24 protein-coding genes and 2 pseudogenes are annotated in these 22,613 nt (G+C 69.9%); 11 read left to right on the top strand and 15 right to left on the bottom strand.

The features are described 5' to 3' along the window. Positions 1–194 precede the first annotated feature (194 nt). Genes OG496_RS06870 through OG496_RS06860 form a run of 3 tightly spaced genes read left to right on the top strand, consistent with a single transcriptional unit; the run spans position 195 to position 3,576 of the window. On the top strand, positions 195–1,628 hold the full coding sequence (locus tag OG496_RS06870) for an aldehyde dehydrogenase family protein (protein ID WP_405970021.1): 1,434 nt from the start codon (positions 195–197) through the stop codon (positions 1,626–1,628). Positions 1,629–1,657: 29 nt separating this feature from the next. After that, entirely contained in the window at positions 1,658–3,028 is a 1,371-nt protein-coding gene (locus tag OG496_RS06865; protein ID WP_405970020.1) for an MmgE/PrpD family protein, read from the top strand. After that, positions 3,025–3,576, top strand: a complete 552-nt coding sequence (locus OG496_RS06860; RefSeq protein ID WP_405970019.1) for a carboxymuconolactone decarboxylase family protein — start codon at positions 3,025–3,027, stop codon at positions 3,574–3,576. Before OG496_RS06865 ends, OG496_RS06860 begins: the two co-directional genes overlap by 4 nt. A 471-nt stretch (positions 3,577–4,047) precedes the next feature. Here the strand turns inward: OG496_RS06860 and OG496_RS06855 are convergent, their stop codons facing one another. After that, positions 4,048–4,200 carry a hypothetical protein gene (locus tag OG496_RS06855; RefSeq protein WP_366494965.1) on the bottom strand — a complete coding sequence of 51 codons (153 nt, stop codon included), beginning with the start codon at positions 4,198–4,200 and terminating at the stop codon, positions 4,048–4,050. A gap of 74 nt (positions 4,201–4,274) precedes the next feature. Continuing rightward, positions 4,275–4,571, bottom strand: coding sequence for a hypothetical protein (locus OG496_RS06850; RefSeq protein ID WP_405970018.1), 297 nt, complete (start codon positions 4,569–4,571; stop codon positions 4,275–4,277). Between the two features lie 217 nt (positions 4,572–4,788). Here OG496_RS06850 and OG496_RS06845 point away from each other — a divergent pair, with 217 nt between their 5' ends. Continuing rightward, positions 4,789–5,058 carry a hypothetical protein gene (locus OG496_RS06845; RefSeq protein ID WP_405976574.1) on the top strand — a complete coding sequence of 90 codons (270 nt, stop codon included), beginning with the start codon at positions 4,789–4,791 and terminating at the stop codon, positions 5,056–5,058. Between the two features lie 485 nt (positions 5,059–5,543). Here OG496_RS06845 and OG496_RS06840 read toward each other — a convergent pair whose 3' ends face one another. Then, positions 5,544–5,876, bottom strand: coding sequence for an EthD domain-containing protein (locus OG496_RS06840; RefSeq protein WP_405970017.1), 333 nt, complete (start codon positions 5,874–5,876; stop codon positions 5,544–5,546). A gap of 65 nt (positions 5,877–5,941) precedes the next feature. Here OG496_RS06840 and OG496_RS06835 point away from each other — a divergent pair, with 65 nt between their 5' ends. Continuing rightward, positions 5,942–6,538, top strand: a complete 597-nt coding sequence (locus tag OG496_RS06835; protein WP_405970016.1) for a TetR/AcrR family transcriptional regulator — start codon at positions 5,942–5,944, stop codon at positions 6,536–6,538. 39 nt (positions 6,539–6,577) lie between these two features. Here the strand turns inward: OG496_RS06835 and OG496_RS06830 are convergent, their stop codons facing one another. Continuing rightward, on the bottom strand, positions 6,578–7,240 hold the full coding sequence (locus OG496_RS06830) for a TetR/AcrR family transcriptional regulator (protein ID WP_405970015.1): 663 nt from the start codon (positions 7,238–7,240) through the stop codon (positions 6,578–6,580). A 114-nt stretch (positions 7,241–7,354) separates the two neighbouring features. Here OG496_RS06830 and OG496_RS06825 point away from each other — a divergent pair, with 114 nt between their 5' ends. Next, positions 7,355–8,449, top strand: a complete 1,095-nt coding sequence (locus OG496_RS06825; protein WP_405970014.1) for a lipocalin-like domain-containing protein — start codon at positions 7,355–7,357, stop codon at positions 8,447–8,449. Positions 8,450–8,489: 40 nt separating this feature from the next. Here the strand turns inward: OG496_RS06825 and OG496_RS06820 are convergent, their stop codons facing one another. Both OG496_RS06820 and OG496_RS06815 read right to left on the bottom strand, forming a co-directional pair. Continuing rightward, the gene (locus OG496_RS06820; protein ID WP_405976573.1) at positions 8,490–8,795 is read right to left on the bottom strand and encodes a hypothetical protein; all 306 of its coding nucleotides are present in this window, start codon (positions 8,793–8,795) and stop codon (positions 8,490–8,492) included. A 16-nt stretch (positions 8,796–8,811) separates the two neighbouring features. Next, positions 8,812–8,883, bottom strand: a pseudogene (locus OG496_RS06815) (phosphotyrosine protein phosphatase); the annotation flags it as partial. 18 nt (positions 8,884–8,901) lie between these two features. Between OG496_RS06815 and OG496_RS06810 the strand changes: the two are divergent. The 3 genes from OG496_RS06810 to OG496_RS06800 all read left to right on the top strand — a co-directional run bounded on the left by OG496_RS06810 (position 8,902) and on the right by OG496_RS06800 (position 10,568). Further along, the gene (locus tag OG496_RS06810) at positions 8,902–9,210 is read left to right on the top strand and encodes an ArsR/SmtB family transcription factor (RefSeq protein ID WP_405970013.1); all 309 of its coding nucleotides are present in this window, start codon (positions 8,902–8,904) and stop codon (positions 9,208–9,210) included. A 115-nt stretch (positions 9,211–9,325) separates the two neighbouring features. Continuing rightward, positions 9,326–9,508, top strand: a complete 183-nt coding sequence (locus OG496_RS06805; RefSeq protein WP_405970012.1) for a hypothetical protein — start codon at positions 9,326–9,328, stop codon at positions 9,506–9,508. 16 nt (positions 9,509–9,524) lie between these two features. Then, positions 9,525–10,568, top strand: coding sequence for a hypothetical protein (locus OG496_RS06800; RefSeq protein WP_405970011.1), 1,044 nt, complete (start codon positions 9,525–9,527; stop codon positions 10,566–10,568). A gap of 39 nt (positions 10,569–10,607) precedes the next feature. Here the strand turns inward: OG496_RS06800 and OG496_RS06795 are convergent, their stop codons facing one another. The 4 genes from OG496_RS06795 to OG496_RS06780 all read right to left on the bottom strand — a co-directional run bounded on the left by OG496_RS06795 (position 10,608) and on the right by OG496_RS06780 (position 15,915). Continuing rightward, positions 10,608–13,265 (bottom strand): glycosyl hydrolase, encoded by a 2,658-nt coding sequence (locus tag OG496_RS06795; RefSeq protein WP_405970010.1) that lies wholly within the window; start codon positions 13,263–13,265, stop codon positions 10,608–10,610. Between the two features lie 155 nt (positions 13,266–13,420). Further along, the gene (locus OG496_RS06790) at positions 13,421–14,632 is read right to left on the bottom strand and encodes an MFS transporter (protein WP_405970009.1); all 1,212 of its coding nucleotides are present in this window, start codon (positions 14,630–14,632) and stop codon (positions 13,421–13,423) included. A gap of 195 nt (positions 14,633–14,827) precedes the next feature. Then, positions 14,828–15,577, bottom strand: coding sequence for a hypothetical protein (locus tag OG496_RS06785; protein WP_405970008.1), 750 nt, complete (start codon positions 15,575–15,577; stop codon positions 14,828–14,830). A 26-nt stretch (positions 15,578–15,603) separates the two neighbouring features. Beyond that, on the bottom strand, positions 15,604–15,915 hold the full coding sequence (locus OG496_RS06780; protein ID WP_405970007.1) for a hypothetical protein: 312 nt from the start codon (positions 15,913–15,915) through the stop codon (positions 15,604–15,606). 296 nt (positions 15,916–16,211) lie between these two features. Between OG496_RS06780 and OG496_RS06775 the strand changes: the two genes are divergently transcribed. Beyond that, positions 16,212–16,736, top strand: a complete 525-nt coding sequence (locus OG496_RS06775; protein WP_405970006.1) for a hypothetical protein — start codon at positions 16,212–16,214, stop codon at positions 16,734–16,736. 153 nt (positions 16,737–16,889) lie between these two features. Here OG496_RS06775 and OG496_RS06770 read toward each other — a convergent pair. Next, positions 16,890–17,126: pseudogene (locus OG496_RS06770) on the bottom strand (IS630 family transposase); the annotation flags it as partial. A gap of 232 nt (positions 17,127–17,358) precedes the next feature. On the opposite strand from OG496_RS06770, the gene OG496_RS06765 reads away from it, so the two are divergent. Continuing rightward, a complete protein-coding gene (locus OG496_RS06765; RefSeq protein WP_405970005.1) occupies positions 17,359–18,138 on the top strand; it encodes a hypothetical protein in 780 nt (259 codons plus the stop codon). 92 nt (positions 18,139–18,230) lie between these two features. Here the strand turns inward: OG496_RS06765 and hydA are convergent, their stop codons facing one another. Genes hydA through OG496_RS06745 form a run of 4 tightly spaced genes read right to left on the bottom strand, consistent with a single transcriptional unit; the run spans position 18,231 to position 22,612 of the window. Beyond that, positions 18,231–19,661, bottom strand: coding sequence for a dihydropyrimidinase (gene hydA / locus OG496_RS06760; RefSeq protein WP_405970004.1), 1,431 nt, complete (start codon positions 19,659–19,661; stop codon positions 18,231–18,233). A 26-nt stretch (positions 19,662–19,687) separates the two neighbouring features. Continuing rightward, positions 19,688–20,068 (bottom strand): gamma-glutamylcyclotransferase, encoded by a 381-nt coding sequence (locus tag OG496_RS06755; protein ID WP_366494952.1) that lies wholly within the window; start codon positions 20,066–20,068, stop codon positions 19,688–19,690. A 13-nt stretch (positions 20,069–20,081) separates the two neighbouring features. Further along, complete coding sequence (locus tag OG496_RS06750) at positions 20,082–21,245, bottom strand: NAD(P)/FAD-dependent oxidoreductase (protein WP_405970003.1); 1,164 nt, start codon at positions 21,243–21,245, stop codon at positions 20,082–20,084. Next, the gene (locus tag OG496_RS06745) at positions 21,242–22,612 is read right to left on the bottom strand and encodes an FAD-dependent oxidoreductase (protein WP_405970002.1); all 1,371 of its coding nucleotides are present in this window, start codon (positions 22,610–22,612) and stop codon (positions 21,242–21,244) included. The genes OG496_RS06750 and OG496_RS06745 overlap by 4 nt, the downstream gene beginning before the upstream one ends. Position 22,613 lies beyond the last annotated feature (1 nt).

Here is a 22,613-nt window from a genome sequence, read left to right as displayed (position 1 = left end):
CTTCGCTCATCGGTGACGCCCAGGTCAGAAGCGCTCCCACCACCCAGTTTCGCAGATCGGACAGGGTCGCCGAAGAGCTCAGCCAGGGTCGGTCGATCCGTGGATAAGCGACCACCAGCCGTACTGAATGTGACGTGGATCACGGGACAATCCGTCCCTGGATGCGATCTTCGGCGCTTGTGACTCTGGGTCGCATGAACGCCAACAGCGAACTCAGTTTCCCCGCCCCCGCCCATTGGATCGACGGCAAGGCGGTTTCCTTCGGCGGGCCCGTGATCGACGTGGTCAACCCGGCCACCGAGGCCGTCATCGCCACGGTCCCGGCCGGCACGGCCGAGGACGTGGACCATGCCGTGGCGGCGGCCACCGCCGCGTTCCCGGCCTGGGCCGCGACCGACCCGGCGGAGCGTGCCGCCGTCGTCCGGCGCATCGCGGCGGGGCTCCAGGCGCGCTCAGAGGAGATCGCCGCCACGATCAGCGCCGACATGGGTGCCCCGATCTCCTTCGCCCGCATGGGCCAGGCGGGCCTGCCGGTGATGGCCGCCGAGGCCACCGTCTCCGTCGTGGCGGACTTCCCCTGGACCGAGGAGATCGCGAACTCGCTCGTCGTACGGGAGCCGATCGGCGTGGTCGGCGCGATCACTCCCTGGAACTTCCCCCTCCAGCAGGTCATCACCAAGGTCGTCCCGGCTCTCCTGGCGGGCAACACCGTGGTGCTCAAGCCGTCGGAGGTCGCCCCGCTGGCCGCCCGGATCCTCGCGGAGGTCACCGCCGAGGCCGGTCTACCCGCCGGAGTGTTCAACGTCGTGCACGGCACCGGACCGGTCGTCGGTGAGGCGATCGCCGCGCACCCGGGAATCGACATGGTGTCCTTCACCGGTTCCACCCGCGCCGGCAAGCGCGTCTCGGAGCTCGCCTCGGCGACCGTCAAGAAGGTCGCGCTGGAACTCGGCGGCAAGTCCGCAAACATCGTTCTGCGCGACGCAGACCTGAAGGACGCCGTCACCCGCGGCCTGTCGAGTGCCTGGATCAACAGCGGCCAGGTGTGCGGCGCCTACACCCGCATGCTGGTTCCCGCCGAACTGCACGACGAGGTGGTCGACCTGCTCCGCCAGGCGGCCGCCGCGTACACGGTGGGCGACCCGACCGACGAGGCCACCCTTCTCGGCCCGCTCGCCTCGGAGACCCAGCGCGCACGCGTCGCCTCGTACATCGAACGCGGTGTCGCCGACGGTGCCACGGTCGTCGTCGGCGGCCCTGGCCGGCCCGCGGGCCTGGACACGGGCGCCTACGTCCGACCCACCGTCTTCGCCGACGTCGACCCCGACTCCGTCATCGCCCGCGAGGAGATCTTCGGCCCCGTGCTGGCGGTCATCCCCTACGCCGACGACGACCACGCCGTACAGATCGCCAACAGCACGGACTACGGCTTGAACGGCGCCGTGTTCGGTGAGACGGGGCACGCGCTGGCCATCGCCAAGCGGATGCGCGCCGGGCAGATCGACGTCAACGGTCCGCAGATGAACCTGCTCGCCCCGTTCGGCGGCTACAAGCAGTCCGGCAACGGCCGTGAGATGGGCCGCTTCGGTCTGGAGGAGTTCCTGGAGACCAAGGCGATCCAGCGCTGACCCGAGGCGAGAAGGAAACGAGGCACGCGATGAGCGAGACCCCTCTGGCGGCCCGGCTGGCGACATGGGTCACCGCCCTGTCGTACGACCAACTGCCGCCCCGCGCGGTCGAGATGGCGAAGCTGCTGATCCTCGACCAACTGGGTCTGCAGGTCCGCGGCGCGACCCTGCCCAACGTCCGGCCCGAGCGGCGGCTCGTCGAAGCGATGAGGGCCGCGCCGGAGAGCACGATGGTGCTCTCCGGCGCCCGGACGGTCGCCCCGTACGCCGCCATCGTCAACGGAACCCTGGGCGCCGCCTTCGAGTTCGACGACGTGCACATGTACGCCGCGCACAGCGGGTCGGCCGTGGTCCCGACGGCTCTGGCGTTCGGCGAGAGCACCGGCGCGAGCGGCCGTGAGGTGCTCACGGCCGTGGTCGCCGGAGCACAGGTGATGTCTCTGCTGGGTGCCACCACCGTGCGGGACATGGTCGGCACGGGCTGGCACGCCTCCAAGATCCTGGGCACGTTCACCGCGGCGGCGACAGCGGGCAGACTCCTCGGCCTCACCACGGTCCAACTCACCCATGCCCTCGGGATCGCGGGCAGCGACGCGGGCGGCACCATGGAGTACGAACGCAGCGGCGGCGAGGTCAAGCGGATGCACTCCGGATCCGCCGCCCGCAGCGGTTCCCAGGCCGCACTGCTTGCCCAGGACGGACTCACCGGACCGGCGACGATCATCGAGGGCGAGCGCGGACTGTTCCCCCTCTTCGCCGGCACCCGGGACACGTCGGGCGTCGACGGGCTCTGGGACCACTTCCACATCGTCGACACGATCTTCCGGCTGTATCTCACGATCGGATCCGCCGGACCGGCCATCGAGGCGGTCCGCCATCTCCAGGCCCACAACCCCCTCCCATGGCACGACATCAGGGAGATCCGGCTCGGTCTTCCCGCGATCGCGGTCGGACACGGGGCGGCGGTCACCCGGCCCACGGACATGGTCTCGGCCCAGTTCAGTACGGCGTTCAGCGTGGCGCTGCGGCTGGTCCGGGGCCACAACCGTCCCGAGGACTACATGGATCCCGCCCTGTGGACCGATCCCGATCTGCTGTCCGTCGTCGACGAGGTGGTGCCGTACGCCACGGAGTTCCCGCCGGACGCGCCCTTCCTGAGCTGCCGGGTCGACATCGCGCTCGCCGACGGCCGCGTGCTGTCCCACACCCAGTGGGGCGTCCGGGGACACCCCGCGCACCCCGATACCGAGGACACCGACATCGAGGCCAAGTTCCTCGACAACGTCGAAGGCCTCATCAGCGGCCCGGCCGCGCGAAAGACAGTCGAGCGGATCAACCAACTCGAACACCTCGACAACATGGCCGAGTTGATGAGCCTCACCGCAGGGAGCGAGCGATGACACGACTGCCGGACCCCGACGCGAAGGACATCCCCGAGGACGTCGCCCGCTTCCTGGCCGCGTTCCCGCCGGACCCGATGTTCAAGATGCTGGCGCACTCACCGACCACCGTCCAGCCCTTCATCGGCCTGGCCCAGGCCCTTTACACCTCCCTGGAACTACCCGTACGGGCAAGGGAGTTGGCCATCGTGACGGTGGCCGAAGGCGCGCGATGCGACTTCGTCCTCACCCAGCACGTACCCCTCTCGCAGGCCGCCGGCGTGGACGACGCGACCCGCGAACTGATCAAGAACGGGGACCATACGAATCCGGCTCTGCCGAAGCGTGACCGCGCGGTGATCCAGTTCGCCGCCGAGGTCGTCGTGGGCCCCCGGGTGTCCGACGAAGTGTTCGCCGCGGCAGGCGAGTTCCTCTCCGCCCGCGAGCTCGTCGAGCTACTGCACGTCTGCGGCTACTACTGGACGTTCTGCCGTCTCTGCACCGTCCTGGACGTACAACTCACCCAGATGTACGCACAGTTGCAAGGAATGGACGGCTGGACGGGCTGAACGCCGTCGCCCCGTCCCCTGGGGCCTGGACCGGGCGACGGTGTTCAGGCCGGGCCAGGGGTCCTCAACCTGTGACGCCGCCCGGGTCGCCCGGTGTTCAGCGGTTGCCGCGGGTGCCCTTGCGGCGCACGGCGATGAAGCGGCCCGTGAGCCGGTTTCAGGCGGACGTCCATGTCCGGGAGCCCGCGCGTGTGCGAACGCTGCCGCTCCTCGCCCCATCGGGAGGCCTGGCGAACCTGTCGATCAGCATCCAGCCGGAAACCGACGCCGCGTCCTTCGACGCGATGCGCCAACGCACCGTCACGGTCCTCTGCGGCAAGGCCCCAACCCCTGACCGGGGCGCCGCTCTCTACGTCACCATCCAGGCCGCCTCTGCCGTCCCGGCGCTCGCCGACCCGCACGTGTGCAGGCCTGTTCGAAACCCGACAGGCGCGAGCCGGCGTTCAAACGTGGCTCCGTCCTGTGGGCGGCTCAGTGCCACTCGTGCTGGGCCATGCAGTCGGCGTGGGCGTACGTGCCGGACGGGTACTGGTCGCAGGGATCCGCTGCGGCGGCGGTGGCCGGGGACGCGACGGCCGCGAACACGGCGGCGCACAGGGTCAGCAGGAGGGAGAGGCGGCGCATGGCACTCCGATCGTCAGACGGGAGGAGGTGATCATCGGGCAGCCGGGGCGGGCTTGGCTGCGTGGGGAGTTCGGCTATGGAGCGCACTGGGCGTTGAGGTCGTTGACGTCCCGCCGGAGCGCGGTGACCGCGTTGCCGCCCCAGGGGTGGCTGTTGATGAAGTCCTGGGCCGCGTTGCGTACGCTCTGCCAGTCGGTGGCGCTCGTTGGGGCGCCGGCGTTGGCCAGGTCCGTCCGGGTCTGTGCGACGGTCTCGCGGCAGTTGGCCGCGGCCGGTGCCGCGGAGGCTGTCGCGAGCGGGCCCGTCGCGCTCAGCGCGCCGAGAGCCAGGGTGCTCGCGACGACGGAGAGCGCGGTCACGGAGATCCTCATGGGGCTGTCCCTTCACTGGGCCGAAAGTCCCTGCTCTCACAACGTAGTCGCCTGGTCGCTCACCGCATCCGATCGACAGGTCGAACCGGGGCTGAGCGGCCCGTGAAGGTGCCGTGGATCAGATCTCGTCGTTCCGTATGCGGAACATGGTGCACCTGCCGTTCTTTGTAGCGGCCGGTGCCTCCGATCGCGGCTGTGTCGCCGGTGGCGGTGAGGAATCGATGAACTCGGCGCTGAGAGTGAGGAGTTCACCGAGCTGTGGGAGCGTCAGGACGTCGGCCGCCTGGGGAGCGGGCTCAAGACCTTCCGGCATCCCGTGGCGGGAAGGATCACCCTCACCTACCAGACCTTCGAAGTGCAGGACGCGCCGGGACAGAGCCTGCTCGTCGGTACCGCCGAACCCGGCAGTGCGGACCCCGACCGTCTGGCACCGCTCCGCGTCGCACAGCCTCTGGATGCCCGGCCGGCCTTCATCGCCTCCGAGTAACGGAAACCAGCGTTTGCGTTTAGGGTGGGGCCATGCCCCGTCTGAGCGAGGCACATGCAACAAGGCGCCGTGGAACAGTGGCTCAAGGTTGCCTACGGCCTTGGGACCGCCGTCGGACGTGCGGTAGATGCAGGTAGACGGGCGCCGTACCCGTTGAACAGGTTGGTACCCCTGTCCCCGACCAGGTTGAGAGGGACGGGGGAGTGGCCGGTTTGCCGGGCCGCTCCAGCCCCAGCCGGTCATCCTCCCGTACGTCAGAAGTGGGTTGCGGGCGAGCTGGACCGCCGTTCCCAGGCGGAGCCGTTCGGTGACGCCGGGATGGAATTCCTCGATCAGCGCGTCGGCGGTCGCCTTCCGCCCGGACCGGAGCGTGCGTACGGCACTGCCCGCGTTCCTCGGCGGCACGGGCTGCTGATGAAGTGTGTGCGGGGCAGCGCGTTCGCCGCCGGACAGCCGGGTCGTCGGCGAGGGGGCCGCAACGCTCCCTAGACCAACTGCACCCTGCGGTCCAGGACGGCTGAATGAATCCCGACGGACGTCTCCCGCATGTACGCCGCCCGCAGGTCGTGTGCCTTCCGGTATGTCTCGGTTGCGAGGGCCTCGCGCATCTCCTCCTCGGACTCGAAGGCGATCCGCACGATCGCGTCGATCGGCTCCTCCTCCCCGTCCGCCGCGAGATCCGTCAGGTAGTACTGCACGTACTCCTTGACCTGGGGAAGCGCCACATAGGTCGGCCCGTACTCCCGTTCCATGAACCGGCGGAAGTCCTCCGTGGAAATCTCCGGGCGCTTCCTGATCACCGTCATCAGCCTGAGCATGTCGTCGCCACCTTCCTGAACACCTGTTCATTGCACGCTACCATGAACAGGTGTTCAATGAATCGGTGACCAAGGCAGACAGCCGTGACCTGCGCTCCGAACTCGTGGCCGCCGCGATCGCCATGCTGGCGGAGCCCCAAGCGGTGGCCGTTCCGTCGCTGCGCTCGATCGCCCGGGCCTGTGGGGTGGCCCCCTCGGCCGTGTACTGGCACTTCCCCTCCGAGGCGGACCTGCGCTCGGCGGTGCTCGACACCGAGTACGCCTCGCTGGTCGAAGCGGTCGAGTCGGCCCTCGACTCCGCGGACGAGGCCGACGATCAACTGGTCGTCGCAGGCGACGCCTACATCGCCTGGGGTGCCGCCCACCCGGGTGCGTACCAGCTCCTTTTCGAGAGTGGTGACGCACTGCCGGAGACCAGAGCCGCGCACGGCCCCCGCCTCCAGGCGCGCATCGTCGAACTCGCGCGGCTCGTCGACCCGGCCGCGCCCTTCGCCTCCGCGCTCCTGTTGTGGTCGGCGTGGCACGGTGTCGTCTCCCTGCGGCTCCACAAGAGCGAGTGGGACTGGGGGATGACCGCGCAGGAAGCGAATCGCCGACTGGTTCGAGCGTTGGTGGCCAACGGGACCAAAGGTGTCGATACGGACAGTCGTACCGCTCCCTAGGGAGCGGCCGTGCTGGTCGTGGCTGTCAACGACACGCGCCTACCGGGCCGGGGGTGGTGGCACGGTGATGCCCGCGATGAGCATGTCTGCGACGGTTTCGGCGTGGGCGCGGACGGTGTCGGTGTCGGGGTGGGCGGGTGCGCCGAGCAGTGCTGCTTCGACGGGGTTCGCGTAGAGGGTGCCGCCGCCCGCGACCACGAGGTAGTGCAGCGTGGCGTAGGGGACGTGGCGGATGCGTCCGGCGTCGACGAGGCGGGAGAGCAGGGCTTCGACACCGGGACGCAGAGGGTTGGTGAACCGTTCGATGACGAAGCGCACACGCGGGCTGTCGATCGCCCCCTCATGGTTCATGATCCGCAGTACCTGCGGGTACGCCGCCGAGAACAGCACTTGCTCGATGATGGCGCCGCGCAGTGCGTCGAGGTCGTCGAGTTCCGGTGACCGGGCACTGTCGCGCCATGCCGGCTCGATCAAGGTGAGTGCGTGTTCCATCGCGGCGAACCAGAGCCCTTCTTTGGAGCCGAAGCGCGCGGTGAGCAGGGCATGGCTCACTCCCAGTCGTCGCGCCAGTTCGCGCACGGAGGTGCCGTCGTAACCGGACTCGGCGAAGGCGTCCAGTGCCCCGCGCAGCAGGTGGGTCAAGTCGAGCCCCTCGCCGGTGCGCGGACGCCCCCGGCCTCGCGCGGCTGCGGCCTGGGCCATCTGGAGTCTCCTGTTGTTGCTCGAAGCGGACAAACGACGCATACTGATCGTAACATTAAATAGACGACTGGCAAATAACCTGTTCCGCCGTCTCCGCCGACAAGGAGGTATGCCATGTCCCGCACCAGCACCGCGGCCCTGCCCGCACGCCTGGGCGACACGCCCGAGGACTACGCCCGGCTCGGCATCGAACCCCACGCGATCAAGCAGTTCGAGGACGGCGCGCGTACCGACGGCGCGCCGGGCACCTACGAGTGGTGGTACTTCGACGCGCACCTGGACGACGGCGCCAAGCTCGTCGTGGTCTTCTTCACCAAGGAGTTCACCGACCTGGGCAAGCCGCTGAGTCCGCGGGTCCAGATCGACCTGACCCTGCCGGACGGCACTGCGCTCGCCGAACTCGCCGAGCTGGACCGGGCCGCCTACAGCGCCTCGACCGAGTCCTGCGACGTGCGCATCGGCGACAACGTCTTCGCCGGCAACCTGCACGACTACAAGATCCGCGCCCGAAGCGGGGACCTGGCAGTCGACGTCAGGCTGACCGGACAGGTTCCGTCCTGGCGCCCGGAGACCGGGTACTGGCTGTACGGGGAACACGACGAGCACCATTTCGCCTGGCTGCCGTCGGTCCCGCAGGGCAAGGTCGAGGTCACCTACAGCGTCGGCGGCAAGAGCACCACGACGTCCGGCGTCGGCTACCACGACCACAACTGGGGCAACGAGTTGATGCTCAAGCTCATGCACCACTGGTACTGGGCGCGCGGCGCCGCGGGCCCGTACTCGGTGATCGCGTCCTACATCACCGCGGAGAAGAAGTACGGCTACAACACCTTCCCGGTGTTCATGCTGGCCCGCGACGGCAAGCTCATCGCCGACGACACTGCCAAGGTCACCTTCGAAGAACTCGGCCGCTACACCGACACCGACACCGGCAAGCCCGTCGCCAACGTCACCCGCTACACCTACACCGATGGTGACGAGCGCTACGTCGTGACCTTCACGCGGCACTCCGACCTCATGGGAGTGAAATTCATCGACGAGCTCAAGGGCCCGAAGAAGGCCGCCGCGAAACTCGCCGGGTTCGACGGCACCTACCAGCGGTTCGCCGGCGAGCTGCGAATCGAGCACTACCAGGGTGAGCAGCTTGTCGACAGCCACACCGACGACGCGCTGTGGGAACTGATGTACTTCGGCAAAGCCCTCGCCTGATACGACACTGCGCGAGCCCGGAACTGATGGTGAGCCCTGATCACGGTCGGCGTCGGTCGGCCGCGCGGAGGGACCCCAGGAGTGCGAGGGAGTCCGCGTCGGTGCTTCCTGCCTCCGCGGTGCCGACCAGGAGGTACTGGCCGGAGGTGGCCTGTACGTCGAACGCCTGGTGGGTGAGGGTGATCCGGCCGACGTCCGGGTGGTTGAAGACCTTGGTCTTGTGGCCCAGGCCGCTGACGCCGATGTCCTGCCACATGGCGGCGAACTCGGGACTGTCGGCCAGTAGTTCCTGTATCGGCGCGGCGATCTCGGGATCGCGGCGGTCCTGCCCGGCGGCCAGGCGCAGTGCCTCGACGGGCGGCGCCCGGGTCGGAGCCGGCGGAGCGGACCTCGACGCGGTCCCCGGCCAGGTGGGTCAGCCACGAGGCGGCCATCTGGGAACGGCCGGCGTTGTGCTGATGTCAGTCGACACTGATCTGATCCGGGTTCTGGCCGACCCACTCAGGCTCCAGATCGTGACCTTGCTCGCCAAAGAGACGCTGTGCACCACTCACCTCGTAGAGGAGACCGGTGCTCGGCAGACCAATCTCTCGAACCATCTGAAGGTGCTGCGCGAGGGCGGGGTCGTCGAGACGGAGCCGTGCGGCCGGTACACGTACTACAAGCTGCGCCCGGACGTCTTCGCCTCGCTCGCCGGCCAGTTCGCCGAGCTGGCCGAGTCCGCGCGCGCCGCCGCCGAGAACAAGAGGGCCTGCCCATGATCGCCGCCGAAGCCGCCCCGGTCGCGGAGTCCACCACACCCGCTGCCGACTCGGTCTCCGTCGGGTCCGCGCGGGGAGCCGCCCCGCCGCCGAACTCATAGGCACCGCCCTGCTGGTGGCCGTCGTGGTCGGCTCCGGCAGCCGGGCCACCAACCTGAGTCACGACGTGGGCGTGCAACTCCTGGCCGACTACCTCGCCACCGTCTTCGGACTCGGCATCCTGATCCTGCTGCTCGGACCGGTCTCCGGCGCGCACTTCAACCCGGTCGTCAGGCTGGCCGAGTGGTGGACGGCGTGACGCGGAGGCGCAGGGGGTGACCCTGCGCGAGGTCGCCGTGTCCGTGCCCGCGCAGGTCGTGGAAGCGATCGTGGACGCGATGTTCGGCGAGCCGCTGGTGAAGTGGTCTACGCATGACCGTTCGGCCGGGCATCTGCTGCTGGGTGAGGTGGTCGCGACTGCCGGTCTGATCCTGCTGATCTTCGGCCTGGCGTGCGCAGACCGGGTGCAGTTCGCGCTCGTGGCCGTCGCGTTCTGCATCGGCGCCGCGTACTGGTTCATGTCGTCGACGTCCTTCGCCGACCCCGCCGTGACTATTGGTGCCTTCACCGACTCATTCGCGGGCATCGCGCCTGGTTCGATCCTGGGGTTCATTGGCATGCAACTCGTCGATGAGGTAGTCGAGTTGGCCCTGGTGGCGCTCGTCTTCATGCGGCGGGAGGCAAGGGAGGCCGGGAAAGCCGACTGGCCGACTTCGTCCACAGATTCGCTTGTCCGGGCATGCTGTATCTGTTCGAGCGGGTCGGGAGGTACCGGGATGCGGCGGTGGGCCGGGGGATGGGTGGTTGTCGGGATGGTCATCCTGGCCGCGTGCAGTTCGTCGGCGGGCGGTGGATCGGCCGGTGGGCCGTCCGGGAGTAGTTCGGCGGGATCGTCGACCGGCGCACCGACGCACACGTCCGCAGCCCCGTCCGCGACTCCTACCGAGGGAAGCCCGCCTACATCTTCGGCTTCGGCCGAAAGCTGCGTCGCCGGGCATGTGAACGTCACCGTCAGCCCTGGTGACGCGGTCGAGCAGCGGCTGTGTGTGCGGCCCGGAACAGTGGTGTCCCTCGTCCTGAAGTCCCGTACGGACGACAAGCGGTGGACGGTCCTGCTGAGCTCCGCTCCGGTCTTCGTCGTGGTGGCCGGGTGGCAGCCGGCGAAGGACGGTTCGGCCCGTGCCTCGCTGCGGTGTGCGGGTACCCGGGGCGGTATCGCGAGGATCACGGCGATGGCGAAAGTGCCGGACGTGGCGGGTGCGGCGCGCGTCGTCTTCACCCTGTACGTGAGCGTGGTGCCGTACCCGAGGCAGGGGTGACCCCGGCGACCCGGGATCACCCCATCAGACGTTGCCGCGTCAGTGGCAGTCGCTCACCTTGACCGTGTAGATGCCGCGGCCGTGGGTGGCCGCGTACAGCGTCCTGCCGTCCGGGCTCAGCTTCAGCTGGAGTACGGCGACTGCCGGGAGGCTGCCGATGCGCTCCCAGGTCGTACGGCCGGGCGCGCGGTAGACGACGCCGAGGTCGGTGGCGACGGCGAGGCCGCCGTTGGAGGTGACGACCGCGGAGTTGGTCGGGACGTCCGGGAGGTTCTTGGAGATGTCCTTCCAGGTGGTGCCGCCGTCGGTGGACTCGAAGACGTGGCCGATCCCGGCGCCGGGGCCTTCGGTCCAGTGCCGGGAGAAGCCGTTGACCGCGAGGTAGACGTGGTCGGCGTTCTTGGGGTCGACGGCGAAGCCGGCGAGGTAGCGGTTCGGTACGGTGCCGTCCGCGCCGGTGGCCGGGAGGGTGATGTCGTGCCAGCCGGTGCCGTCCGCGTTGCCGACGGAGATGCCGCGGGCGAAGCCCTGGTTGTTGCAGGGGCCGCACCAGGCCGCGTACACCTTGCCGCCCGAGGCCGCGACGGCGGTCGCCGTACGGCCGGCGCCGAGGTCGTACACGCTGGTCCACTCGTCGCCGCTGCGGATGGCGTAGCCGTGGGTCTGGACCCAGATGTGGCGGCCGCCGGCGATCCAGGTCGAGCTGTTCTTCATGTCGGCCGTGATCGGGGCGATGAAGCGTGCCTCACCGGTGGCGTTGTCGGCGGGGGCCACGTTGTACGACGTGATCTTGCTCGGGTCGGTGACCCAACTCCCGTCGTTCACCGCGCAGTTCTGGGTCACCTGGATGGCGAGGTAGACGTACTCCTCGGCGAGGTTGCAGCCGTTGGCCGGGTCGGTGAGGGTGTCGCCGCCGTCACCGCCGAAGTTGGAACCCATCACCGTGTCGTTGCTGCGCAGGATGGACTGGCCGTTGTCCTGCAGGCCGCCGGTGACGGAGACGCCGCCGTAGGTCAGGTCCTTGCCGACGCCCACCGAGTAGTACTGGAGGGTGTCGATGGTGCCGTCGTTGAGCGAGGTCCAGTCGGTGGCGTGGCCGGAGGCGTCCTGGGAGCCGTTCAGCGGGCGCTTGTAGACGCCGCCGTCGTTGCCGACGTAGACGAAGCTCCTGCCGTGGTAGCTGCCGATCGCGACGCCGTGCTGGTCGGAGTGGGTGGTCGGGCTGCAGTCGCCCGTCTGCTTGGTGGGGTCGATGCTCCAGCAGGGGAAGCCGAAGTTCCAGTACGGGCCGACCGTGGACCAGTTGGTGCCACCGTCCTTGGTCTCGTAGACCTCCTCCAGGCCCGCGTACACGTGCTCCGCGTTCGCCGGGTCGACGGTCAGGAACTGGTTGTACCAGGCCTGTACGCCCGGCATGTAGCCGCTGGAGGTGAGCGCCGAGCCGTCGGCGGCCAGGCCCTTGTAGTCGGCGATCTTCGTCCAAGGGCCGGTGGGGGAACCGGACTTGGAGACGTAGATGCCCTCCAGGCCGCTGTCCGGGTTGGTGTTGAGCTGCTCCGGGGACTGGTCGATGGCGTAGTAGCGCGAGCCGTCGGCGGAGCGGGCGAAGGTGACGTTGCCGACGTCGTCCGCGTCGGCGGGCAGGTCGCCCAGGCCGCTGGTGATCCGCGTCCAGACGCCGTGCACCTTGGTGTAGAAGCCGTTGTAGTCGTCACCGCTGCGCCAGCCGACCGCGAGGACCACCTTGGAGGGGTCCTTCGGGTCGATCGCGATGTCGTTGGCGATGTTCTTGTACGCGGCCGAGTCGTCGTTCGCGAGTGAACCGCCCGGCAGATAGGCGGGGTTGGGCGCGAACTCCAGTTTCCAGGCACCGCTCAGCTTCTTCGTGGAGTGACTCCACACGCCCTCGCTGGTCGCTGCCCACACCCTGCCGCCGCCGAAGCGCAGTTCGTGGACGGTCGTGGACTCCAGCTCGTCGCCGCCGACCCGGCTGCGGGCGGAGAACGTGCCGTGACGGGGGTTCGACAGGACGTAGACCCCGCTGCCGAGGTAGGCGTCCGCGTTGGTCGTCGCCTCGCCGGTGCCCAGCCACAGCCGCCCGGCGCCGTCCAGCGCGAGCGCGCCGGTGGACTGGGCGGGCAGCTTGTCGCTGATGGCCTGCCAGCGGCCGCCACCGGTGTGTGAGCGCCACACTCCGCCGCCCGCGCTGCCCGCGTACACGTACCCGTCGTCGTCGGCGGCCATCGCGGCCATCCGGCCGGTCACATTGCCCGAGCCGCCGCTGGAGTTGGAGTCGTAGTCGCGGTAGCGCGGGTCGTCGGAGTTGTACGGCAGGTCGGTGATGTTGCGCCAACTGCCGCCGGTGCTGGGCAGGTTGGTCAGACTCGTCCAGGCGGCTCCGTACGCGCCCGGTGCGACGATGCCGGGTGAGGTGCGGGCCTCGGCGTACTGGTCCGCTCCCTCGGCTATCTCGTCGGCCTCGTTGCCGTCGTCACCGCCGTCGTCGTCAGTCTTGGCTTTCGGGCTGACCGCACCCACCGACTGCCCTCGTTCGGCGGCCAGTTGAGCCAGTGCGCGGGCCCCGAAGGGGCTGCTGCCCGAGCCGGGCGCGGCGCCGGCGGGTATCGCCACGAGTGCGGCGGATGCGGTGATGGCGCAGATCGTGAACCAACGTCTCTTGCGGGTCGGTACTGACACCAGGTCCTCCCGGGCGGGCACGGATACAGCCGTCGGGGACGACCCGACCACCGGCGGCGGGAGGAGTCCGGCATTTGGACAGTCCTTGACCAGAACCTGTCACTACACATGGCCGGAAGCCGACCCGTTCATCCCGCCTTCATCGGGGCTCCGGGTCAGAGTGCCGCGATCCGCGCGCGGGCGATGACCGGCAGCACACCGGCGAGGACCAGTGCGATGCCGCCGGAGACCAGCAGCGGAAGGTGGCCGTCGGCGCCCCAGGCGCGCCCGGCCCACACGCCCGCGAGGAGCACGGCGGCGCCGGTCGCGCCCTGGAAGAGGCCCTGAGCGGTGCCCTGTTGGCGGTCGGGGACGAGCGTGGAGATCCAGGCCTTGCCGACGCCGTCGGTACAGGCCGCGAAACCGCCGTAGAGCGGCAGCACCACGAACACCAACCAGGGGCTGTGGATCAGGCCGAGGCCGAGATAGCCGACCGCGAAGAAGACCAGGCCGGCGGCGAAGACCAGCGGGCGCGGCAGCCGGTCGGACAGCGCCCCGGCGGGGTAGGACAGGGCGGCATAGACGAGGTTGTAGACCGCGTACGCGCTCACCACCCCGGCCGTCGAGAGGCCCAGGTCGTGGGCGCGCAACAGCAGGAGCGCGTCGGGGAAGTTGACCAGGTTGAAGGCGAGCAGCACCCCGAGAACCCGCCAGTACGGGCGCGGCAGGGACCGCCACGGTGTCCGGGCCGCCTTCGTTGGCGTGCCGTCGGCTGTCCTGCGGGACCGGGGGTCGCGGACGGCGGCGACCAGCGCGACCGACGCGACGGCGGGGATCACGGCGACCCAGAACAGCGGGCGCAGCCGGTGGTCGAGCGCCTCGTACAGGACCAGCCCCACGAGCGGGCCGACCACCGCGCCGGCGGTGTCGGCGGCCCGGTGCAGCCCGAACACCCTGCCGCGCTGCCCCTTCGGTACGCCCTCGACGAGCAGGGCGTCGCGAGGCGCCCCGCGCATGCCCTTGCCGAGCCGGTCGGTGACCCGGGCGAGGAGCACCAGCGGCCAGACGGTCGCCAGGGCGATTAGCAGCTTGCCCACCGCTGCCAGGCCGTAGCCGACGCCGATCAGGGGACGACGGTCGAACCGGTCCGCGAGGCGCCCGGCGGCCACCTTGGTGATCGACGCCGCGCCCTCGGCGAGTCCCTCGATCGCGCCCACGACGGCGGGTGGGGCGCCCAGCACCACGGTCAGGAAGATCGGCAGGATCGGATAGAGGAGTTCGCTGGCCGCGTCCTGGAGAAAGGACACCCCGCACAGCACCTTGACGTTGCGGGTCAGCCACGCGGGGCGCTTCGGGTCCGACGGAACTTCGATGCCTGGCTCGGTCACGCGTGCAGTATCTCCAGGAAGCGGCCGAGCGCCGAGCCGCCGTCCGCTTGTAGCCGCTGTCCGCTTGTACGAGAGCCGGCACAGCCGCCAAGGACGAGGCGAGCGCTGCGGTACGTCGACAGACGCGGGCCGGTTGCGGTGTGACTGTTCGTGGATCGACGAGGTCACCACAGGGTGGGTCACGGCCATGTCGGGTCACACGTCGGAAGCCGTGGGTCGCTGCGTGTCTCGGTGCTGCCGGGCCAGGGTGATGGCGACGGCCATGTCGCCGACGCCGGCAGTGGCTGCGACGGCGGTGCAGCCGTAGGCGTCGGCGATGGGCCCGCCCGTGAGAGGGGCGAGGAGGTGGCCCAGGATGCCGATCCGGGACCAGAGGACCATCGCGGTGACGATGCGTTGTGCGGGTACGGCGTCGAGCGGGACCCCGATGGCGCCGGTGTCGGCCAACCCGATGCCGCATCCCGCACCTGCCAGGGCGACGATCCAGACCGGTACCGATGAGCCGGCCCCGGTGGCGGCGAGTCCGGTGATGACCGGCGCGGTCGAGGCCAGTAGGGCGCGGCGAGGGCTGAGCCGGGCGGCCGGCGCGGGGGAGACGGCCACCAGTACCGAAGTCGCCGCGAAGAGCGCGCCGATCTGGGCCTGAGCGAGCTTGGTGCCGAAGTGCGGTACCCGGCGGTCGGCGGTGAACGTCGCACCATGTGCGGGCAGTTGCAGCGCCGGCACGGGGGCCGCCATCAGCAGGGTGAGCACCAAGTAGGCGGTGAACGGACCTCGTACGCCGTGGATGGAGCCGAGCAGGGGACCCGGCGGGCCGCCCGCGGAGTAGGCGGCGAAGATGCGGCTCATGCACAGGTACTCCTGGCCGGGCCGGCCGGCCAGTGTGGTGAAGGTGATGCCCAGCCACAGGCAGTCCGAGCCGAAGACGAACACCAAGCTCCCCATGGCGACCAGCGCCCGGCCGACCATGATCACTGCCGCCGGCGCCCGGCGCCCTGCGTCGCACTGCGGCGCGGTACGAGCATGAGGACGTCACGCTCGGCGCAGGTGGCGGCGATGCGCCGGATCCGGTGCGGGCTGATGGCGTCGGCCTCGACGTGCATGCCTCGGAAGGGATGCGCGAGGAAGTTGTGCGCCACGTCCTCCGCCGCGTGCGGTGGGCAGACCGAGAGGACGAAGTCGCTTGCCGACAGGGCGGATTGGAGGGATTCGACGGCCTCCAGGCGTGCCTCCTGGGCTCGTTGGGGGCTGGCAGGGCCGCAGCCGGTGGGGACGTACAGCACCCGGGCTCCGTGCGGGTCGCCTGCCCCCGGACTTTCGCGCCCCTGGCGCCGGGATGCAGAAGGGGCAATGTGGTCTTGGGGCTCACGTTGCGAGGGGCCGTCGCCGGGCCCTGCGCGCGATGCCGACAACCATGAGCGGGCCATGACTTCCCCTCCGTCGGTCCCGCCGTACTAAAACATTCAACAAAGGGATCTTCGGGGCCGGTAAAGGTTCTACCCGCATAGATGATCCCGGTGCTGTCATGTTCACGACCGCCCGGAATCCCTGCCGGGCACCGCTCCGGGAGATCCCCCCCATGCCCCGAATATCCCGCTCCGTGGTCACCGCCCTCTCCTCCTTCGCCCTCGCCGCCGCCGGCCTCACCGTCGCCGCCGGCACCGCGCACGCGCAGAGCTGCAGCCAGGCCTACCTCCCCCTCCCCGACCCCACCTGCCAGCCCGGTGCCTTCAACGCGGACGTCACCCAGTCCACCATCGACACCACCATCTGCGTCTCCGGATGGACCGCGACCGTCCGGCCGTCCAGCTCGTACACCACCGCTCTGAAGAAGACGCAGATCGTCGAGTACGGCTACACCGACACCAGCACCTCGGACTACGAGGAGGACCACTTCGTCCCCCTCGAACTCGGCGGCGCCCCCAAGAGTGCGCTGAACCTCTGGCCCGAGCCGGAGTACGGAACCAAGACCGCCGCCAACAAGGACACCGTCGAGAACAAGCTCAAGAAGGCCGTCTGTGCCGGCACCGTCACCCTCTCCGACGCCCAGGACGCGATCGTCACCGACTGGACGACCGCACTGGCCGACCTCGGCCTGAGCTGATCCCGTCCGCTCGACGTAGGGGCCGGTCTCCTCCTCCTGGAGTGGCCGGCCCCTCTCGGCTCCATCTCAGGAGGCAGGCCAAGTGCCCCCGCGCGGGCGATGTTCTTGAGCATCGTGAGGACGAGCGCGAGGCGTAGGAGAGGGGCGTAGGAGTTATTGAGCTCGTCGGATTGTCGTCTGGTGTCGGGTGTGGGTGAGTCCGGTGCCGGCAAGGCAGCCGTCGATGAGGTCGGGCCGGAGCTGGACATGACGCAGGCCCCGGCGCGAGGTGCGTTCAAGACGCTCGTCGTCGGTGAAGGCGGTGTTGGCCGGCGGGCCACGCCGTAACGGCGACCAGATGCCCTCCACCGGATTCAAGTCCGGTGCACAGGAGGGAAGTTGCACGATGGTGAACCCCGGCACACCCAGCGCTGATCGGCACTACTTGTCGGTCATGCGGCGAGGGTGAGGTTGTGTATGTGTGCGACGGCCTGGACAGCGTCGTGTACGCCGTCGCCGAGTTGGACGAAGGCGTATTTCGCCGAGGCGTTCAACAGGGCCGGCCGCGGCCCGGAAACCGAACACCGTGGAAGATCCCTGATCACGTAGCCTCTCCTGGCACGCACACGACAAGGGGAGGACCATGAGAGGCAGAACGGCCTGGGCCGCGGCCGGCGGGGCGGCGGCTCTGGTGCTGACGACGGCGACCGGGGCGCACGCGGAGGGGCGGGGCGACGTCCGGGTGGTGAAGACCGTCGTCAACGGCGGCGGCAATGTCATCGTGGGCACGGCGAAGACCATCCGCTACCCGGTCGACATCACGGTCAAGGACAACTCGGGGGTGAAGGGGCTCACGGACGTCAGCACCTTCAACAAGTCGAACGCCTACACCTTCGCGACCTGGAACGACGACTCGTCCTGCACGAAGAAGAGCGCGACGACCTCGGTGTGCCGGGCCACGCTGACCATCGATCCCGCCTGGATCGCCGACAGCGACGACATCGACACCAACAAGGTCGCGGGCGTCTGGCAGGTCAACGCCACGGTCAAGGCGAAGGACGGTGACTACTGGATCTCCGACCACATCGCCGAGTACAAGGTCAAGCGGGCCGCCCAGCTGACCACCGTGATCGGACCCGAGAAGGTCGCCAAGGGCTCCAAGGCGACCGTCACCGGCAAGCTGTCGCGCGCCAACTGGGAAGACCGCAAGTACCACGGGTTCACCGGGCAGCAGGTCAAGCTCCAGTTCAAGAAAAAGGGCGCCGCCCACTACGGCACGGTCAAGACCGTGACGACGAACAGCACCGGGAACCTGACCACCAAGGTGACCGTCACCTCGGCAGGCAGCTGGCGCTGGTACTTCCCCGGCACCACGACCACCTCGCTGAAGGCGTCGGCCGGAGACACACTCAACCTGAAGTAGCCGGCATACGGCGCCTCAGAAGTCGTCAGTCCTCCCCGCCGGGAGGGAACTACGGCCCTGGGCGGACCGCCTCGGACGGTCCGCCCGCGGTGTCAGCAGACCAGGGACCGGCTCAGCGGGCCCGAGCGCAGATGGCGGCCCCGGGGTTCGGGGTCCGTCAGCCGGCCGGCGTCGACGACGGGACGGCCGGCCACCACCACGGTCTCCGGCCAGCCGGTGACCGGGATGCCCTCGTACGGCGTGTAGTCCGTGGCCATGTGCAGACCGGTGCTGCGGACGGTCCGGGTGGCCGTCGGGTTCCAGATCGCCAGGTCCGCGTCCGAGCCGGGCGCGATGACTCCCTTGCGGGGGTAGAGGCCGTTGAGCCGGGCCGGGTTGGCGCACATCAACTCGACGAAGCGGCCCACCGGCAGGCCGCCCCTGACCACCAGCTCACTGAAGATCACCGGCATGCGGGTCTCAACTCCCGGCAGGCCGTTGGGCATTGCCCGTACGTCGTGGCTCACCGACTCCTTCTGGGCCGTGTCGTAGCAGCAGTGGTCGCTGCCGATCGTCGCCACCTGGCCCATGAGCAGCCGTGAACGCAGTCCGGCGACCGTGCCGGCGTCCCGCAACGGCGGGCAGCACACGAAGCGTTCGGGGTGCGGGCCCGCGTACGCGGTGTCGTCCAGGACCAGGTGGTGGGCCACCGTCTCCGTGAACGCCCGCACTCCCCGGCCGCGGGCACGTGCCACCAGGTCGACCGCCTCGGGTGTCGACTGGTGGACGAAGTACACCGGGGCCGACACCGACTCCGCGATGGCGAGGATCTCGGCGACCGACGCGTTCTCGGCCAACTCCGGCCGCGTACCGGCGTGATGGGACGCGCTGATCGACCCGGCCGCCTCGCCGCGCTCCTGCGTGTCCGCGATGATGTGGTCGGCCTCGCAGTGGATGACCACCATGCCGCCCAGGTCCCGCAGTGTCGTCATCACGTTCAGGATGGTCTTCTCGTCGGCCATCGTCTCGCCGCGGTACGTGGTGAACATCTTCACCGTGACGATGCCGTCGGAGGCCATCGACCGCAGCTGTTCCGGCACGGTGTCGTCCCACTCGACCACGCACCCGTGCAGCGCGCTGTCGCACAACCCCTGTGCCGCCTTGGCGCGTTGGGCCGCGGCGACGTCGGCGGGGTTCTCGCCGGGGCGCGGGATGGCGAAGTCCACGATCGTGGTCGTACCGCCGAAGACGGCCGCCGTGGTGGCCTGGCGGTAGTCGTCGAGGGAGGTGAAGTCCCCCGAGGTGAAGCCGACATGGCAGTGCGGGTCGACTCCGCCGGGCAGCACGAGGCGTCCGGAGGCGTCCAACTCGGCGGTGCCGGGGGCTTGTTGGGTGCGGTACGCGCCCGGCTCCACCACCCCGAGCACCTTGCCGCCGCCCACCAGGACGTCCGCGGCGCCCTGCCAGTCGGCGTTGACCACGGTGCCGCCTCGCACGACGAGGTCGACGGGTCGGACGGGTTCGATCGATGAGGGGTGGGACATGGCAGACCTCCAGCGAGGGCGAGGTGTCAGAGAGTGGCGAGGTAGGCGTGCCAGCCGCCGTGGGCGGTGATGTCGACGACTCCGGGAGCCGTCAGTGCGGACGCGCGCATGCGCATCGAGAAGGAGCCCGAGCCGTCGGCCAGGGCGATCACGCCCAGTTCGAGTTCCGCGGGCTCCTCGGGCAGCAGCCGTTCGCGCAGCACCTCGTAACTGACCTCGTACACCTCGCCGTTGATCGCCGCGCCGCCCTCCGTGACGGGGTGCAGGCCGGGAAACTCGTCGCGTACGGAGAAGAACTGGTACGTGGGTGCGGTGCGGGCGGGGCCGAGCAGGCGGGCCTCGCTCAGCGCGTGGTTGAGGGTGCCTCCTGACATCGCCTGGCCGTTGACGAACATCTTCAGGGTCATGGGGGAGTGCCTTTCAGGGTGATACGGCAGTGGTGGCGTCGTCGTGGAGCAGACGGCCGGGGCCGAGGTCGTCCACCGCGTCGGCCGGCGGCTCTCCGGCGATCTGGCGGGCCAGCGTGTCGCCCCACACGGGGGCGAGGGTGAAGGCGTAGGTGCCGCCCGCGACGAAGAAGCCGGGGTGGCCCGGGACTTCACCGATCACCGGCATCTCGTCCGGGGTCGCGGCCAGCGGTCCGGCCCACATGCGCAGCAGCCGCAGGTCGCCGAGGAACGGCAGGATGCGCCCGGCCTGGGCGAGGTTGCCGGCCATGCTGGGCACACTGACGGTGCTGCGGTCCGCCATGTCCAGCTTCGCCGCCGGCCAGCCGCCACCGATCAGCAGGTTGCCCGCGCTGACCTGCTTGACCGACATGCCCTCGCCGATGTGCTGGACGAGGTGGTGCATGACCGGCGGGACCCGCACGGTCACATGCATCTGGATCGCGACCGGGGACATCCGGATCCCCACCCCGGCGAGCGCGGAGATCTCGGTGATCCACGGCCCGGCCACATTGACGACCACCGGTGCGGTCCAACTCCGGTCGCCCGAAAGCACCTTGTAGTCGTCGTCCACCCGCTGGATGCCGGTCACCGGGGTGAAGGCATGCAGTTCGGCGCCGAGGCGGCGGGCCGCGGCCAGATAGGCGGGGGTGATCAGGAGCGGGTTCGCGTAGCCGTCGAGCGGGCACCAACTGGCCGCGCGTACCCGGCCGGAGAGCAACGGCAGCTGCTTGCGTGCCTCGTCGCCGGTGAGCACCTCGGTGGGGATACCCGCCCGCCGCTCCCACTCGTGCTTCTCCCTCAACTCCTCTTCCTGCACGGCGGTTTCGGCGACCATGAAGCCGCCGCCGCGCCGCAACTCCACGTCCGCGCCGAGCCGTTCCTCGATCTGCGCCCAGTGGTCCGAGGCCCGGCGTTGCAGGGGCAGCAGACGGGCGCTGTCGACCGGGACCTCCTGGCCCGGGCGGCGGGTGTGGATGGCCTGGATATGGAGGTTGCCGGCAGTGGTGCCGGAGCCCTCGCGGTTGGGTGCGCCGCGCTCCAACACCACGACCCGGTAACCGCGTTCGGCGAGGTGGAAGGCGGCACTGGCGCCGAGGATGCCGGCGCCGATGACGATGACGTCGGGCCGGGTCACGGGACCTCCTGCCCTTCGACCGTCGCGGCCATGGGCAGCGGCCGTATCGGCATCCGGGCCGCGAAGCATTCAGCCGCCTGGTTCGGATCGGAGCCCCGCCCGGCCAACGCCGCGACGATGTGGCCGCATTCGCGTCCCTGGCAGGGGCCCATGCCGGCGCGGGTGGCGGCCTTGGTGCCGTGCAGGTCGTTCCAGCCGGTCGCGGCCGCCTGCCGGATCTCGCCCGCGCTGACGCCCTCGCAGCGGCAGACCTGGGTGGCGTCGGGGATGTCGGCCGTGGCCGGCAACGGGTAGAGACGGTCGGCCAGTTCGGCGAAACGGTCCAGGGCGCGGGCCCGGCGGCGGAGGCCGGTCAGGCGTACGGGTGCGCGTTCGGGTGCCAGGCGGCGCAGGATCGCGTGGGCGGCGAGCTGCCCTCGTACGCCGGCCGCGTGCACCCCCGCGATACCGGCACAGTCCCCGGCGACGTACAAGCCGTCCACCGAGGTCACGCCGTCCGCGTCCACGACCGGGAGTTGCTCCGTGCCCGTCGGGTCCGGCTCCGTAAGACAGCCCAGCAGCCGGGGGAGTTCGGTGCTGGGGCGGAAGCCGAATCCCACGCACAGTGCGTCGGTCTCCAACTGCCTTACGCCGCCGTCTTCTTGGCCGATGTCCACGGCGGTGACCTGGGTGTCGCCGTGCGCGGCGAGCACGCGGGCGCCCTGTTCGACGCGTACGCCGTGCCGGGCGAGGGTGAGCAGATAGCGGGCCGCCTCAGCGAGCCGGGCGGGCTGTCGCAGTGCGCCGCCGATCGACGAAGTGCGGGGGCGGTAGGGGTGGTTGAGCTCGATCAGCGCCTCGATCCGGGCGCCCACCTCCAGCAGCGCGCACGCGACCGGCAGCAGGAATGGACCCGTCCCGGCCAGTACGACCCGTTGGCCCACGGGAACCCGGTCCATGGTGGCCAGGTGCAGGGCGAACCCGGGAGTGACCACACCCGGCAGCGTCCAGCCCGGGAAGGGCAGGGAGCGTTCGTAGGCGCCGGTGGCGGCGAGTGTGGCTCGGGTGCTGATGCGGCCGAGAGTGCCCGTGTGGACGTCGGAGGTGAAGAGAGTGCGGCCCGCGTTCTCGGCGCCCCAGACGAGGGTGCCGGTGCGGACGACGACCCCGGCAGCCCGCACCTGGTGGATCAGTTCGGTGCCGCGCGGGCGGAAGTCGCCGAAGGCGGCGGTGAGTTGCTCGGCCCGGCGCTTGTAGTACTGACCGCCCAGGGTGTCGGACTCGTCGAGCAGGACGACGCTCAGGCCGCCCCGTGCCAGGACCAGTGCCGCGTGCAGTCCCGCCGGCCCGCCGCCGACCACCGCGACGTCCGCCTCCGACTCCGCCATG

Origin of the sequence: Streptomyces sp. NBC_00988 (assembly GCF_045162645.1) — a bacterium.
Taxonomy (GTDB): Bacteria; Actinomycetota; Actinomycetes; order Streptomycetales; family Streptomycetaceae; genus Streptomyces.
Note: the sequence above shows the minus strand (reverse complement) of the source record. Positions and strands in the feature narration are given on the sequence as shown.